We start from the raw sequence: 15,078 nt of genomic DNA on the forward strand, positions 1-15,078 counted from the left end.
AGTGGTGACTGCACCCCGCGCCTGGCTTATCTGGACCATTGGAATTTTCGGGTACCTGGTGGCCGTGGCGCAGCGGACCTCATTCGGCGTGGTGGGACTCGAGGCCACGGAGCGGTTCCACGCCAGCGCGTCCGCCATCTCCTTCTTTACCGTCCTGCAGCTGCTGGTCTACGCCGGTCTCCAGATCCCCGTGGGCCTGCTGGTGGACAGGTTCGGATCGCGCGCCATGATCGCCGGCGGCGCGGTCCTGATGGGACTCGGGCAGCTGCAGCTGGCCTTTGCCGACAGCATTCCGGGGGGCGTCCTGGGCCGCGTCCTGGTGGGAGCCGGAGATGCCATGACCTTCATTTCGGTGATCCGGCTGATTCCGCTGTGGTTTGCTCCCGCCCGCGTTCCCCTGGTCACCCAGCTGACCGGCATGTCCGGCCAGTTGGGGCAGCTGTTCAGTGTCCTGCCCTTCGCGCTGGTCCTGCATCTCTCCGGCTGGACCCCCGCGTTCCTGATGCTGGCGGGGATGTCCGCCCTCGCCGTCGTACTGGTCGTCCTGCTGCTGCAGGACGCTCCGCCGGGCACCGAAAGGCCGCACGCGCGGCAGGGCCTCCGGGCCACCGGAGCGTCGCTGGCCCGTGCGTGGCGCCAGCCCGGCACCCGCCTGGGCATGTGGAGCCACTTCACTATCCAGTTTTCCGGCACCGTGTTTGCCATGACCTGGGGCTATCCGTTCCTGATCTCCGGCCAGGGCCTGGACGCCGGAACCGTCGCCGCCCTCATGGCGCTCTACGTCGCTGCCGCCATGGCGGTGGGCCCCTTCATTGGGCGCTTCGTTTCGCGGCACCCGCTGCGGCGTTCCACCATGGTCCTGCTGATCGCCGGCGGCACCGCCGCAGCCTGGGCCGCCGTGCTGCTGTTGCCCGGCCGCGCTCCGCTGTGGCTGTTGGCCGGCCTGGTGGTGGTGCTGGCAATCGGCGGCCCGGGATCGATGATCGGCTTCGACTTCGCCCGGACCTTCAACCCGGCGCACCGGATCGGCACCGCCACCGGGATCGTCAACGTTGGCGGCTTCATCGCGGCACTGGTGTCCATATTCCTGATCGGCCTGGTGCTCGACGTCCTCTACGCCTCCGGCTTCTCGCAGGGGGTGCTGTACGGACTGGATCCCTTCCGGTTGGCATTGAGCGTCCAGTTCCTGCTCCTGGCTTTTGGTGCCGCCGCCATCCTGGCCTGCCGGCGGAAGGTACGGCGGCAGATGGCCGACCAGGGGATCGTGGTGCCGCCACTGCGCAGCGCCCTGGCCCGGCAGCGCCGGGAAAGCCTGGCGCGCCGCCGCCAGACAACGCCTACGGACGACTGACTGCTCCTGCACAGGCCGGGTTTTGACCGCCCGGGGGCAGACTTGTCCACTTACGCGGGGAATCGCCTTACGGAAGGCCGGAGTCCGGGCGAAAGCTGGAGCCATGACAGCTTCAGAACGATTAACAGTCCGCGGTCCGGAAGACATCCTTGGCTTCATCCCACACTCACTGGGATATTGGCCGGTCTCCAGCCTGGTAGCCATGACGCTGCACGGCACCACGCTCGGCGCCACGCTGCGGCTCGACCTTCCCGGCCGGGACATCCAGGCAGCCCCGGCCGGTTTCGCCCGCGCCGTCCGCCGCTACCTCGAGGCAGACCGGGACGCTGACGGCTCGTTGCTGGCCGTTTTCACCAGCGACGCCGGGATGGTTCGGCCGTCCGCCTACGAGCACCTGATCTCTGCGGTCCAGTCAGCCCTTGCCGACGGTGGAATGCCCGTGCGCGATGCCTGGTTTGTGGGAGACCGCTACTGGCGCGACGCGTCATGCACCGATCCTTCGTGCTGCCCGGTTCCGGGGCGCCCCGTACAGCAGATCAGGGACAGCCTGCTGAACGCTGAGATGGTGTACCGGGGCAGCAGCGTTGGCCCGGCTCCCCGGACAGGCCGCGGCCCGGCGACGGCGGTCCCCGCCATGCATCTGGCCGCCGTCCTTGAGGCACAGGCCACCTGGGAGGAGGAGCTTGGCGGCAGGTCCGGATGCAGGGCACAGTTCAATGCCGTGCTCGACTTCTGGGAACTGCTGCTGGACCGGTCCCATGCGGGGCCGTGGATGCCCGACGTTGAGCGCGACGCTTTCCTGCGTGCCACGCTGCTCTGTCCCACCTGGCGCGATGCTGTGCTGGTCATGGCAGCGGCCGGCCGCAGCGCTGCGGAAGCCGGAGCCGAACAGTTTGGAGTCCTTCAGGATGCGGGTGCGGACGGCGGCGCAGCCGCAGTGGTGCCGCTGCCTCTGTTGCCTCCGGTGAACTTCCCGGGCCGCCGGGCACCGGGGAACGGCATGCGGGACGAACCTGCCGGCACGCCTGACCCGGCTGCCGTACCCCGGCGGTTGCGCCTGGTGCAGGGCGCCCGGGGCACTTCCGGCCCCACGCCCGTCGGATATGGCGAGGTCCTGATGGGCCTGGCGCCGGACGTTCCCGACTGGGAGTGCCTGGACGCGCTGGACCGGGTCCTTGGGCAATTGGCTGTGCTGGGCGGCCGCCCGGCCGTTGCCGCGCTGACCCTTCAGGGCTGGGTTTCATGGTGCCGGGGCCGCGGATCCTATTCGGCCGCCTATCTGGGCCAGGCCCTTGAACTTGAACCGGACTACCGGCTTGCTGAGCTGTTGCTGGACCTCGTGGGCCGGGGAACACTGTGCGGCTGGGCTGCGCGGAAGGATGCTGCCTGGCAGAAGTTCCGGGAGGAAAGCCCGGAGGAAGGTGCGGGGGATCAGGCTGGCGGGTAGGAGGCCCTGGACGCGGAGGGCAGGCGCAGGCGGAGGTCTGGACACAAGCCAGGCTTTGGCGGCCCATGGCGTGTCAGCGGGAACGGATAACGGCCGGGGAGGCCCGATCCGGGCAAATCATGAGACAATGGATGCCGAGACCCGGTTGGGTCCGTGTATCGAGTGCTTGTAACCGTCCCCGCGAGGGAACATTACAGCTGCTTCGGGAGTTGTCTTAAGTGACTCTGCCGGCCGTGGTGGCGCTTGGTTTTCATCACGGACTTGACAGGGTCATAGTGGTGTTGCCCGTATGGTGATTCCACAGACCACCGCTAGAAAGGTTTTCTGTGACCCCGTCTTCCACGAAGAAGGATTCCGCCGCCCAGGACGTCTTGTCCCCTGAGGAGAAGCAGGCCGCGACCAACGCCAAGCGGGCAGCCACGCGTGCTGCCAACAAGGCTTCGGCCGGCGAGGCTGGAGCGGACGGCAAGCGCGAGCCCAAGAAGCGTGGGCCCAAGCCCGGCGCCAAGGCTGCAGCAGCGGCCGCTGGAAAGTCCGGTGACGTTGACACGGACGAGGTCGAAGAAGTTGAGGAAGACCTCGACGACATCGTCCTCGAAGGTGCGGACGCAGTTGAGGATGCCGACGCTGAACCCGTCAAGGGTGCCGCCGGCAGCGGCAAGGGCTTCGTCTACTCCGACGCCGACGACGATGACGCCCCGGTGCAGCAGGTCATGTCCGCCGGTGCCACCGCTGACCCCGTCAAGGACTACCTGAAGCAGATCGGCAAGGTGGCACTGCTCAACGCGGAGCAGGAAGTGGACCTTGCGCTGCGGATCGAAGCCGGGCTGTTTGCCGAGGAGAAGATCGCCGCTGACGACGGATCCATGGATCCCAAGTACAAGCGGGAGCTCGAGTTCATCATCCACGACGGCAAGCGCGCCAAGAACCACCTGCTGGAGGCCAACCTGCGCCTGGTGGTCTCGCTGGCCAAGCGCTACACCGGCCGCGGCATGCTCTTCCTGGACCTGATCCAGGAAGGCAACCTTGGCCTGATCCGCGCCGTGGAGAAGTTCGACTACACCAAGGGCTTCAAGTTCTCCACCTACGCCACCTGGTGGATCCGCCAGGCCATTACCCGCGCCATGGCCGACCAGGCCCGCACCATCCGTATCCCGGTGCACATGGTTGAGGTCATCAATAAGCTGGCACGTGTCCAGCGCCAGATGCTGCAGGACCTGGGCCGCGAACCCACGCCCGAGGAGCTGGCACTGGAACTGGACATGACCCCGGAAAAGGTTGTCGAAGTCCAGAAGTACGGCCGCGAACCGATTTCGCTCCACACCCCCCTCGGTGAGGACGGCGATTCCGAGTTCGGTGACCTGATCGAGGACTCTGAGGCCGTTGTCCCGGCCGATGCCGTGAGCTTCACGCTCCTGCAGGAGCAGCTGCACTCGGTGCTGGATACCCTTTCCGAGCGCGAGGCCGGCGTCGTCGCCATGCGGTTCGGCCTGACGGATGGACAGCCGAAGACTTTAGACGAAATCGGAAAGGTCTATGGCGTCACCCGCGAGCGGATCCGCCAGATCGAATCGAAGACCATGTCCAAGCTCCGCCACCCGTCCAGGTCGCAGGTGCTGCGGGACTACCTGGACTAAACCCTTCGCAGGGCCGAACAGGGGCCGTTCCGGATCCACTGAAAAGTGGGTCCGGGACGGCCCCTGTTAGTTTTCGGTTCTGTCGTCTCCGGGCTGGCAGGCGGTCCTGTTCCGCTATCGGCCGGGCCCAGTCCGGCTCCGCCTCCTTAAACGCCTGCGGGACCCTTCCGTGTGGAAGAGTCCCGCAGGGTTCGTTGTTACCGATGCCTCATCTAGTCGATTTCAACGGCAGCTTTCTCGTGAAGCTTTCCCGTCTCGTCGTGCCAGTCGGAGCTCAACGGCTTGAGCGTCGCCTCGACTGCACGGGCGTGGTGGCCGCAGAACAACAGCTCACCGCCGGAGGACTCGAGTACAACCCGGACATATGCCTGAGCTCCGCAACGGTCGCACCGGTCCAGTGCATTAAGCGTGCGGTCTGCCACTGCTGTTGTCATATCGGCCTCCTTAGTAGATCAGTACATCTATATAACCAGCATTCGTATCCAAACCATCGCAAGGATGGGGCAAGTTCGCTGTGCGCGTATCCGCAAGGTTCGGTCAAGAACTGCCCAGTTCCGCCCGTCACCAAGGCCCGTGGCGTGCCGCACACCGGCCCGTGGGTGTGGCAGACGGCTGTGGCCGCTGCCGCCGACTATTCTGGAAGGTGCGGTCCCAGCGCCGCGTCGACGTCCCTGAAGGAGTTCATCACCAGTGGCACCCAGCTCTGAGTACACCGCCCGGCACCTCTCCGTCCTGGAAGGCCTTGAAGCCGTCCGCAAGCGCCCGGGCATGTACATCGGTTCGACCGACTCGCGCGGCCTCATGCACTGCCTCTGGGAAATCATCGACAACTCCGTGGACGAGGCCCTGGCCGGATTCGGCCACGACATCCGCATCATCCTCCACGCGGACAACTCCGTGGAAATCCACGACGACGGCCGCGGCATCCCCATCGACAAGGAGCCCAAGACGGGCCTCACCGGCGTCGAAGTGGTGTTCACCAAGCTCCACGCCGGCGGCAAGTTCGGCGGCGGCTCCTACACCGCGTCCGGCGGCCTGCACGGCGTGGGCGCCTCAGTGGTCAACGCCCTGTCCTCGCGGCTGGACGTCGAGGTGGACCGGGGCGGCAAGACGTACCGCATGTCCTTCCGCCGCGGCGAGCCCGGCCGCTTCAAGGACACCGGTTCCCGCCTGGACCCGGCAGCACCGTTCACGCCGTTCGTCAACGACTCCGTCCTGGACGTGGTGGGGAAGGCCAAGCGCGGCGTCACCGGGACCAGGATCCGCTACTGGGCTGACCGGCAGATCTTCACCCCGGACGCCAAGTTCTCCTACGAGGACCTCGTTGCCCGTGCCCGCCAGACCTCCTTCCTGGTGCCCGGCCTCAAGCTCACCGTGCGGGACGAGCGCAAGGTCCCCGGAACCCCGGGCGAGGCCGGCCCCCACGAAGAGGTCTTCCACCACGACGGCGGCATTTCCGAATTCGTCGAGTTCCTCGCCGCGGACCCGGCCGTCACCGACGTCTGGCGGCTGCACGGCGCAGGAAAGTTCAAGGAAACGGTCCCGGTCCTTGACGAACGCGGGCACAGCCAGCTGGCCGAGGTGGAGCGCGACTGCGAGGTGGACGTGGCGCTCCGCTGGGGGATCGGCTACGACAGCACCGTGCGGAGCTTCGTGAACATCATCGCCACCCCGAAGGGCGGAACGCACCAGTCAGGGTTCGAACAGGCCCTGATCAAGACCTTCCGCAAAGCCGTGGAGGCCAATGCCCGCAAGCTCAAGGCCGGCAACGACAAGATCGAAAAAGACGACATCTTCGCCGGCCTGACCGCCGTGCTGACCGTCCGGCTCGCCGAACCCCAGTTCGAGGGCCAGACCAAGGAGATCCTGGGCACCAGCGCCGTACGCGCCATCGTGGCCAAGGTGGTGGAGCGCGAAATCTCCGCCAAACTGTCCTCCAGCAACCGGAACGACAAGGCCCAGTCGGCACTGCTGCTGGAAAAGATCGTCAACGAGATGAAGTCCCGCATCTCGGCCCGCGTGCACAAGGAGACCCAACGGCGCAAGAACGCGCTGGAAACCTCCTCGATGCCCACCAAGCTCGCTGACTGCCGGACGGACGACGTCGAACGTTCCGAACTGTTCATCGTGGAAGGTGACTCCGCGCTGGGCACGGCCAAGCTGGCGCGCTCCTCCGACTTCCAGGCCCTGTTGCCCATCCGCGGCAAGATCCTGAACGTCCAAAAGGCCTCGGTGGGGGACATGCTCTCGAACGCGGAGTGTGCGGCCCTGATCCAGGTGGTCGGGGCAGGGTCCGGCCGCAGCTTCGACATCAGCGCAGCGCGCTACGGCAAGGTCATCCTCATGACCGATGCCGATGTGGACGGTGCCCACATCCGGACGTTGCTGCTGACCCTCTTCTTCCGGTACATGCGGCCCATGATCCTCGAAGGCAGGGTGTTCGCCGCGGTCCCTCCGCTGCACAGGGTGGAAGTCATCAACGCCGGGCAGAAGGCCAACGAAATGATCTACACCTACTCCGAGGCCGAGCTCCACGTGCTCCTGGCCCGCCTGGCCAAGGAAGGCAAGCGGTACAAGGAACCGATCCAGCGCTACAAGGGCCTGGGGGAAATGGACGCCGAGCAACTGGCCGAGACCACCATGGATCCGCGGCACCGCACCCTGCGCAAGGTGGGAATCGAAAACGCCCAGCAGGCGGAAGAGATCTTCGACCTGCTGATGGGCTCGGACGTTTCCCCGCGCAAGGACTTCATCATTGCCGGTGCATCCAGCCTGGACCGGGAGCGCATCGACGCCTGACCGCCGGCGGCGTCAGTCTGTGGCCGGGCAGGTGTGTGCGGCCGGTTTCAGCCGAGCAGCCCGGGGACCACAAGCAGTGCGGTGGGCAGCGCCAGGAGCAGCGCGCAGCCGGCCATGACCGCACTGCGGACGGCCGCCGGAAGCTGGGGCTGCGGCGTCAGGAGGCGGCTGACCCTGGAGGCTGCGGTCCGGACGGCGTCCGAGCCCGGGCCGCCCGATGCTGCCTCGAGTCCGGACAGGGCCAGCGTGGGGGAGGACGGCCGGATGTCCGTGGTGCCCGCGTTGCCTGCAGAGCCGCTGGCCACAATGGCGATGGCCTTGATCAGGGTCGCTTTGCTCTCGGTCCGGAGCGCGACGTCGTCGGCCAGCATTTCGATCAGCGAATTCACCGACTCCTGCGCCAGCCGGGTGGTGGGCAGCCATGGAAGGGCCTGCCGCCAGGCTGCGAAGGCCCACAGGAGCAGGTGGTGCCGCTGGCTCAGGTGGGCGTTTTCGTGGATCAGGACGGCACGCAGTTCGGCCGGTTCAAGTGCCGCCATGAGGCCGTCCGACAGGACGGTCACCGAGCGTGCGCCGCCCGGGAGGCAGTAGGCGACAGGGGAATCGTGGTTGATGACGAGCGTTCCGGCGCCCTGGGCCGAGGGCGAGGCGAGGAGGGCGAGCAGTTCCCGGTGCCGGCGCCGCTGCCGCTGAATTTTGTAATACGTCAGCAGCAGCGTGAAGACCAGGTGGGCCGTGAGCAGTGCGGCAGCGGACAGGGCAAAGATGTGCCAGAACCCCAGTGCCGTGGTGGGGGCATTGAAAAGCACCATGCCGGCAAGGGCGCGCAGCCCCGCGATGAGGTTGTCACCAACTGGTTCCAGGCCGTAGACCAGCATGGCGCCGATCATGGAAAGCCCACCTGCGAGCGCGATTGCCTGCCACAGCAGCATGGCCGTGAAGGGCGATCTGGCCGGCCACTGGGCCCGTGACAGGAGGATTGGCACCGGCCAGGCCAGGATTATCGCAAGGACCGCCAGCAGGTATGAGGCCCAGAACATGGTGTGTTAGAGGTGACCCAGCAGTTTGCGCAGCGTTTCGGCTTCACCTTCGGAGACAGACCCGATGAAGCGGGCCAGGACGGCCTCGCGGTCCGGGGCTGACCCGAGGACCTCATGCATGAGTTCGGCGGTGTGGTCTGCACGGCTGGACACTGCCTGGTACCGGTGCGGGCGGGTTCCGCGTTCGCGCTCAACCAGCCCTTTCTTCTCCAGGCGGGAAAGTACGGTAAGCACCGTTGTGACGGCCAGTTCCTTGCCTTCGTGGCCCGGTCCGCCCTGTGCAGCCGACGTGCGCGCCAGCTGGTCCCTCAGGGTATTGGCCGTAGCCGCTTCCTGGCCCGCCCAGAGCAGGTCCATCACTGCCCGTTCCAGTTCACCAAGACTAGCCATTTCACTTTTCCTTTATTTCCCCGCACCGTGCGCTGTGAGGCGCCCGGTGACGACACGCGGTTGTTCAACTACACAACTAAATTTACCCCTAAACCGCCGAACCTTCTACATCGGGTAGAACATCTGGCGCGCCGCGTCCCGGTGGGCGATCCTTAGGGAGGGTGATCGGTTTTCGCCCGCCGTCGACCATGTTCTACACTGTGTAGAAGTTAAAGTTCTACGAAGCGTAGAAAACTGCATTGGCTTACAGTAGGGACTGCCATGGACGCCTTGGAAATCGCACGCTGGCAATTCGGTATCACCACGGTCTACCACTTCATGATGGTGCCGCTGACCATTGGCCTGGGCCTGGTGGTCGCCGTGATCCAGACGGCCTGGTACCGCACCGGAAAGCCCGAGTACCTGCGCATGACCAAGTTCTGGGGAAAGCTCTTCCTCATCAACTTCATCATGGGCGTTGCCACGGGCATCGTGCAGGAGTTCCAGTTCGGCATGGCCTGGAGCGAGTACAGCCGCTTCGTCGGTGACGTCTTCGGCGCACCGCTGGCCCTTGAGGCACTCCTGGCGTTCTTCGTCGAGTCCACCTTCCTGGGCCTCTGGATCTTCGGCTGGAAGCAGCTCAAGCCCGCCATCCACCTGGCCTGCCTCTGGGTGGCCGTCATAGGATCAGCACTTTCCGCCTACTTCATCATCGTGGCCAACAGCTGGATGCAGCACCCGGTGGGCGTGGAAATGATCAACGGCCGGCCCGTCATGACCGACGCCTGGGCAGTATTCACCAACAACACCGCCCTCGTCGCCGTCCCGCACACCCTGTTTGGTGCTCTCGCCGTAGCAGGCGGATTCCTCCTGGGCATTGCCTGGTACCACCTGTGGCGCAGGCGGCACGACGGCATTGACACCGTGGGCGCCGACGGCCGCGTCATCCCCGGTGAAGACGCCCGCATCCCCGGCCGCGACCGCACCGACCACAGCGTGTGGATCCGGTCCCTGCGCATCGGCGCCGTGGTGGCCATGATCTCCTTCGCCGGCACCGCGGTCACCGGTGACCTGCAGGGCAAGCTCATGTTCCAGCAGCAGCCCATGAAGATGGCCGCCGCGGAGGCCGCCTGCCACGACGGCACCGGGTTCTCCGTCCTGAGCATCGGCAACGTGGGATCCAAGAACTGCGACGACGTGGTGGCCGTGATCGAAGTCCCCGGCATCCTGTCCTTCCTGGCCAAGGGCGACTTCACCACCGAGGTCCAGGGCGTCAACAGCCTGCTGCCCGAGTACAAGGCCAACTACGGAACCCACCTGCCGGACAATCCCATCTACGGCGAACGCGCCGGCCAGGAAATCCAGTACGTCCCCGTCATGGAAGTCACTTACTGGGGCTTCCGGATGATGATCGGCTTCGGCGGACTCGCCGCCCTGGCGGCACTGGTGGCACTCTGGCTCACCCGCAAGGGGACGGTGCCCGAAGCACGGTGGCTCATGCGGCTGGCCGTGTTCGGCATCCTGGCACCCTTCGGCGCCAACGCCGCCGGCTGGATCTTCACCGAGATGGGCCGCCAGCCGTTCGTGGTTGCGCCCAACCCTGATCCCAGCGGCATTGACCAGGTGTTCATGTTCACCGCAGCCGCCGTGTCACCGGGTGTCTCCGCAGGGGAACTGATCGCCTCCCTGGTGGCCCTGACCGCCGTGTACGCCGTCCTGCTGGTGGTGGAAGTGAAACTGCTGGTCAAGTACATCCGCGGCGGCGTGGTCTCCGCGATGCCGGAACTCGCCCATGCACCCGCGGACGAAAACGAGGACCAGACGCCCGGCCCAGGCGGCAACGGGGACACCAAGCCCGCCGACGACGTCCTGGCCTTCGCCTACTAGCAGAGGAACAAACAATGGAACTGCTTCCCACCATATGGTTCGTCGCCATCGCGGTGCTGTGGACCGGCTACCTCTTCCTGGAGGGCTTCGACCTGGGCGTCGGCATGCTGATGAAGCTCTTCGCCCGCAACAACACCGAACGCCGCGTGCTCCTGAACACCATCGGACCCGTCTGGGACGGCAACGAGGTGTGGCTGCTGACTGCAGGCGGTGCCACCTTCGCCGCCTTCCCGCTCTGGTACGCTTCCTTGTTCTCCGCGCTCTACCTGCCGCTGCTGGTGGTCCTGCTGGCCCTGATCTTCCGTGCCGTGGCGTTTGAGTACCGCGGCAAGGTGGACACCGACAGCTGGCGGAACCGGTGGGACTGGGCCATCGCGCTGGGCTCCTTCTTCGCCGCCTTCGGCGTTGGGGCCGCCCTGGCCCTCACCACCACCGGCCTGCCGCTGAACGCCAACGGCGACCGCGAAGGCGGCCCCATGGCCTGGTTCAGCGGCTACGCCCTTCTTGGCGGCGTGGCGGTGGTGGGGTTCTCGCTCCTGCACGCCTTGGCCTTCCTGGCCCTGAAGACCGACGGGGACGTCCGGCACCGGGCCCGCCAGTGGTTCGTGCGGCTCCTGCCGGTCCTGCTCCTGCCCATCGCGGCATGGGCACTCGCCATCCAGTTCATGGACGGCAAGCCCTGGACCTGGGCCGCCGTCGTCCTGGCCGTAGGCGCCGCCATCGCTGCCTGGCTGCTGGCACGGAGGGGTTCTGAAGGCAGGGCGTTCCTGGCCCTCGGCGGCTTCCTGGTGCTGGGCACCACCGCCATCTTCGGCGCCGTGTTCCCCGTGGTGCTGCCCTCCACGCTGGACAGCGCCTTCGACCTCACCATCTCCAACGCATCCTCCTCGGACTACACCCTGGGCCTGATGAGCATTGTGGCGGCATTCGGCCTTCCCCTGGTGATTGCGTACCAGGCATGGACCTACTGGGTGTTCCGCCGCCGGGTGAGCGCCGCGCACATCCCGGAAGCCCACAGCTTCCTCCCGGCGGTCGCCGCCAGGGCCTTCACCACCAAGGGCTGACGTGCGCCCAACTTTCCCCGCCGGTCCGTCCACCCGCTCAGCGATCTACTGGCTGGGACTCCTGGCCGCGCTCAAGGCCCTGTCCCTGGTCCTGATCGGGCAGGCAGTGGCCTCCGTCCTGGCGGGACTGGTTGCCGGGAACCCGGCGTGGGGGAGCCAGCTGACCGCCGGACTTGCCGGCGTCGTCCTCCGCTCCCTGACTGTGTGGGGCCAGGCCGTCGCTGCACGCCGCGCGGCACTGGGCGTGAAGGAGGAGCTTCGCGCTGAGCTGCTGGAGCGCGCCCTGCGCACCGGTGTGCGCGGATCCGGCCCCGGCGACGGCGGCCTGGCGGTCCTCGCCACCCGCGGCCTGGACGCCCTGGACAGCTACTACACCCAGTTCCTTCCCGCACTGGTCAACTGCGCGGCCGTTCCGCTGCTGCTGGGGGCCCGGATCCTCTTCGCGGACTGGGTGAGTGCGCTGGTCATCGTGCTGACGGTGCCGCTGATCCCGGTGTTCATGGTGCTGATCGGCCGCTACACCGAGGACAGCGTCCGGCAGGCCCAGGCGTCGCTGGCACGGCTCTCCGCGCACATGCTGGAGCTCGCCAAGGGCCTGCCGGTCCTGGTGGGGCTGGGACGTGCCACCGCCCAACGCAAGGCCCTTGAAGAGATTTCGGAGGAATACCGCTCGCGCACCATGGGCACTTTGCGCACCGCGTTCCTGTCCGCGCTGGCCCTGGAACTTATCGCCACCATTTCGGTGGCAGTGGTGGCCGTCTTCATTGGCGTCCGGCTGGTCCATGGTGACATGCCGCTGGAGGCCGGCCTGCTGGCGCTCATCCTGGCGCCGGACTGCTACCTTCCGCTGCGCGAACTTGGCACCGCCCACCACGCCAGCGACGACGGCAGGGTGGCGCTCGCGGAAACGGCCGCCGTGACCGGGGCTCCCGAGGCTGCACCCCTGCCCGCTGCGAAAGCCGGCAGGCCCGGCGCCCCCTTGGAGGTCACCGGACTCACCGTGACGTATGCCGGCCGGTCCGGAGCCGCCGTCGGGCCCCTCACGTTCACCGCACCGCAGGACAGGATCACCGCCCTGGACGGCCCCAGCGGCGCCGGCAAGAGCACCGTCCTGGGCGTTCTCGCCGGAACGGTCGGCGACGGCGGCGGGACCAGTACTACCGGGTCCATCAGCGGACTGGACCGCCGCGCGGTGGCCTGGGTGCCGCAGCACCCCGTCATGGTGGCCGGAACCGTCCTGGACGAGGTGCTGCTCTACCTCTCACCGGACCCCGAGCATGGCCCGGACAGGTTCACCGCGGAAGAGGCTGCGCGCCGCTGCCTGGAACGCGCCGGCGCCGGGCACCTGGCAGCAAAGCACCAGGCGGAACTGAGCCCGGGCGAGCTGCGCCGGGTCGCACTGGCCCGCGGCCTGGCCCGGATCGAGGCCGGCGCCACCCTCCTGCTGCTCGACGAACCCACCGCACACCTCGATGACGCGTCCGCCGTGATCGTCGAGGACGCCATCCGCCGGCTCCGTGGCCAGGTCACCGTGATCCTGGTGGCCCACAACCAGCGCACCCGGCAGCTGGCGGACCTGCTGGTACCGGTGGCGCCGGCGCCGGGGGCCGACGCTGCAGCCCACCAGGTGAGTGCTGCTGCCGCGTTGCTTCCCGCCACCATGCCGGCCTCCCTTCCAGCCGGCCCGGCAGGAGCCCGCGCGGCAGACGAGGGGGCCCCGGACACCGCTTCCACGGACCGCCCCGCCACACGAAACCCGGCCGCGGGCGCCCCCGCACAGGCTGCCCCCGGCGCCGCCCGCCTCCTGGCCGCCCTCCTGGCACCGGTCCGGGGCAAGTTCGCGGCCGCGGCCTTCGTCGGCACCCTCGCAGCCGTCTTCGCCGTCGCGCTTTCCGGCCTGTCCGGCTGGCTCATCATCCGGGCCAGCGAACAACCACCCATCCTGTACCTCCTGACCGCCATCGTCGGCGTCCGGTTCTTCGGCATTGGCCGGGCTGTGTTCCGCTACTGGGAACGGCTGCTGCTGCACGATGCCGTGTTCGCCGCACTCACCCGCCTCCGCGGCCGCCTCTGGGAGTCGCTGAGCCGCAGGGCCCTGTCGCTGCGCCGGCTCCTGCAGGGCGGCAACGTGCTGGGAACGGTGATCGATGACGTCGACACCGTCCGGGACCTCCTGCCGCGCGTGGTCCTGCCGCCCGTCACGGGGCTCGCGGTGTCCATCCTGGCCGTGGCAGCCACAGGCATCCTGGTGCCGGACGCCCTTCCCGCCGTGGTGGGAGCTGCAATTGCCGGGCTGCTGCTGGCACCTGCCGCCGCCCTGTGGGGCGACCGCAAATCAGCCGCCGCCGAGCAATCCTTGCGGTCCGGCGTCCTGCGCCGCGTCACCGCTGCCCTCGATGCCCGGGCCGAACTGCACGCCAACGGCGTGGCGCCCCGCGTGCTTGACGCCCTGCTGGCGGAGGACCGCCAGGCCACGCGCGCATCGCAGCGCTCTGCCTGGGCCGACGGGCTGGGACATGGCGTCGCCACCGCGGCCTGCGGCACGGCAGCCCTGGCGGCCGCGTGGCTGGCCGCCCCAGGCGTCGTCTCGGCCCAGGTGGCCCCGGCGACGGCGGCCGTGGTGGTCCTGCTGCTGCTCGCGCTGGTGGAACCCTACGCGGCGATGACGACGGCGGTGCGCCAGTACCCCGCGCTGCGTTCCGTCCTGCGCCGGGTGGGGGAGTCCGGGGCCCTTGACGGGGGCGGGATCCCTGACGGCGGGGAAACCCCCGAGGGCCTGCAGTCTGTTCCCCCCAGGGCCGGGAATGCACCAGGCGTTGAACTGGTGGGTCTGGCCGCGGCATGGCCGGGCGGCTCTCCGGTCTTCTCCGGCGTAGATGCCGTGGCAGTCCCGGGACGTTGGCTGGCGGTCACCGGACCGTCCGGTTCCGGCAAATCCACGCTGCTCTCGGTGCTGCTGGGCTTCCTGCCACCGGCATCCGGGCAGGTCATGGTCACCGGCCGGGCTGCCTGGTGCCCCCAGGAGGCCCACCTGTTCGATTCCACCATCCGGGGAAACCTGCTGCTGGGACGGCCCGCCGCGAACGGCGCGACCCCGGCAGCGGACCACGACCTGGAGGCCGTCCTGGCCGCCGTCGGACTGTCCGCTCTGGTGGGCCGGCTGCCGGCGGGGCTGGACACCCGGATCGGACCCGGCGGTGCCTTCCTGAGCGGCGGCGAGCGCCAGCGCCTGGCGGTAGCGCGGACCCTGCTGACGGGCGCGGAAGTGATCCTGCTGGATGAACCCACCGCCCACCTCGATGCCGGATCCGCGGCCGCCATGCTGGCCGACCTGCGCGCCGGACTGCGGGACCGCACCGTGGTGCTGGTGACGCACAACCCGGCTGACATCCACGCCGGCGACGCCCGGCTGGAGCTTTCAGCCTCCGCCGGACAGCCCCGGGGATCCCTGGCGCCCTCGCGCTGAGTGTTGCCGGATGCGCTT

Annotated in this window: 10 protein-coding genes; 7 read left to right on the forward strand and 3 right to left on the reverse strand. The window is 67.9% G+C overall.

All coding sequences use genetic code 11. From position 1 onward, the window contains the following. The first annotated feature begins 4 nt into the window (after nucleotides 1–4). The 3 genes from PUN51_RS11860 to PUN51_RS11870 all read left to right on the forward strand — a co-directional run bounded on the left by PUN51_RS11860 (nucleotide 5) and on the right by PUN51_RS11870 (nucleotide 4,435). Nucleotides 5–1,351 carry an MFS transporter gene (locus tag PUN51_RS11860; protein ID WP_159632195.1) on the forward strand — a complete coding sequence of 449 codons (1,347 nt, stop codon included), beginning with the start codon at nucleotides 5–7 and terminating at the stop codon, nucleotides 1,349–1,351. Between the two features lie 103 nt (nucleotides 1,352–1,454). Next, entirely contained in the window at nucleotides 1,455–2,798 is a 1,344-nt protein-coding gene (locus tag PUN51_RS11865; RefSeq protein ID WP_275181039.1) for a DUF4192 domain-containing protein, read from the forward strand. A 326-nt stretch (nucleotides 2,799–3,124) separates the two neighbouring features. After that, a complete protein-coding gene (locus PUN51_RS11870) occupies nucleotides 3,125–4,435 on the forward strand; it encodes an RNA polymerase sigma factor (RefSeq protein ID WP_159632193.1) in 1,311 nt (436 codons plus the stop codon). A 212-nt stretch (nucleotides 4,436–4,647) separates the two neighbouring features. Here the strand turns inward: PUN51_RS11870 and PUN51_RS11875 are convergent, their stop codons facing one another. Further along, nucleotides 4,648–4,869, reverse strand: a complete 222-nt coding sequence (locus PUN51_RS11875) for a DUF7455 domain-containing protein (protein WP_013600696.1) — start codon at nucleotides 4,867–4,869, stop codon at nucleotides 4,648–4,650. A gap of 256 nt (nucleotides 4,870–5,125) precedes the next feature. On the opposite strand from PUN51_RS11875, the gene PUN51_RS11880 reads away from it, so the two are divergent. Beyond that, nucleotides 5,126–7,234, forward strand: a complete 2,109-nt coding sequence (locus tag PUN51_RS11880; protein ID WP_159632192.1) for a DNA gyrase/topoisomerase IV subunit B — start codon at nucleotides 5,126–5,128, stop codon at nucleotides 7,232–7,234. 47 nt (nucleotides 7,235–7,281) lie between these two features. Here the strand turns inward: PUN51_RS11880 and PUN51_RS11885 are convergent, their stop codons facing one another. Beyond that, nucleotides 7,282–8,274, reverse strand: coding sequence for a M56 family metallopeptidase (locus PUN51_RS11885; RefSeq protein WP_275181045.1), 993 nt, complete (start codon nucleotides 8,272–8,274; stop codon nucleotides 7,282–7,284). 6 nt (nucleotides 8,275–8,280) lie between these two features. After that, complete coding sequence (locus PUN51_RS11890) at nucleotides 8,281–8,664, reverse strand: BlaI/MecI/CopY family transcriptional regulator (RefSeq protein ID WP_018769682.1); 384 nt, start codon at nucleotides 8,662–8,664, stop codon at nucleotides 8,281–8,283. Nucleotides 8,665–8,925: 261 nt separating this feature from the next. Here PUN51_RS11890 and PUN51_RS11895 point away from each other — a divergent pair, with 261 nt between their 5' ends. The 3 genes from PUN51_RS11895 to cydD are packed head-to-tail and all read left to right on the forward strand — an operon-like array spanning nucleotide 8,926 to nucleotide 15,060. Next, a complete protein-coding gene (locus tag PUN51_RS11895; protein WP_159632190.1) occupies nucleotides 8,926–10,530 on the forward strand; it encodes a cytochrome ubiquinol oxidase subunit I in 1,605 nt (534 codons plus the stop codon). Nucleotides 10,531–10,544: 14 nt separating this feature from the next. Continuing rightward, complete coding sequence (gene cydB, locus PUN51_RS11900) at nucleotides 10,545–11,594, forward strand: cytochrome d ubiquinol oxidase subunit II (protein ID WP_275181046.1); 1,050 nt, start codon at nucleotides 10,545–10,547, stop codon at nucleotides 11,592–11,594. A 1-nt stretch (nucleotide 11,595) separates the two neighbouring features. After that, nucleotides 11,596–15,060: a thiol reductant ABC exporter subunit CydD gene (gene cydD, locus PUN51_RS11905; RefSeq protein ID WP_275181048.1), complete on the forward strand. Its 3,465-nt coding sequence runs from the start codon at nucleotides 11,596–11,598 to the stop codon at nucleotides 15,058–15,060. The last annotated feature ends 18 nt before the right edge of the window (nucleotides 15,061–15,078 follow it).

Source organism: Arthrobacter sp. NQ4, assembly GCF_029077345.1.
Lineage (GTDB): Bacteria > Actinomycetota > Actinomycetes > Actinomycetales > Micrococcaceae > Arthrobacter.

Bases quoted from the DNA above. Each gene is read 5' to 3' on its own strand.
- PUN51_RS11865 (WP_275181039.1), top strand. From the start codon at position 1,455: ATGACAGCTTCAGAACGATTAACAGTCCGCGGTCCGGAAGACATCCTT.
- PUN51_RS11875 (WP_013600696.1), bottom strand. From the start codon at position 4,869: ATGACAACAGCAGTGGCAGACCGCACGCTTAATGCACTGGACCGGTGC.
- PUN51_RS11885 (WP_275181045.1), bottom strand. From the start codon at position 8,274: ATGTTCTGGGCCTCATACCTGCTGGCGGTCCTTGCGATAATCCTGGCC.
- PUN51_RS11890 (WP_018769682.1), bottom strand. From the start codon at position 8,664: ATGGCTAGTCTTGGTGAACTGGAACGGGCAGTGATGGACCTGCTCTGG.
- PUN51_RS11895 (WP_159632190.1), top strand. From the start codon at position 8,926: ATGGACGCCTTGGAAATCGCACGCTGGCAATTCGGTATCACCACGGTC.
- cydB (WP_275181046.1), top strand. From the start codon at position 10,545: ATGGAACTGCTTCCCACCATATGGTTCGTCGCCATCGCGGTGCTGTGG.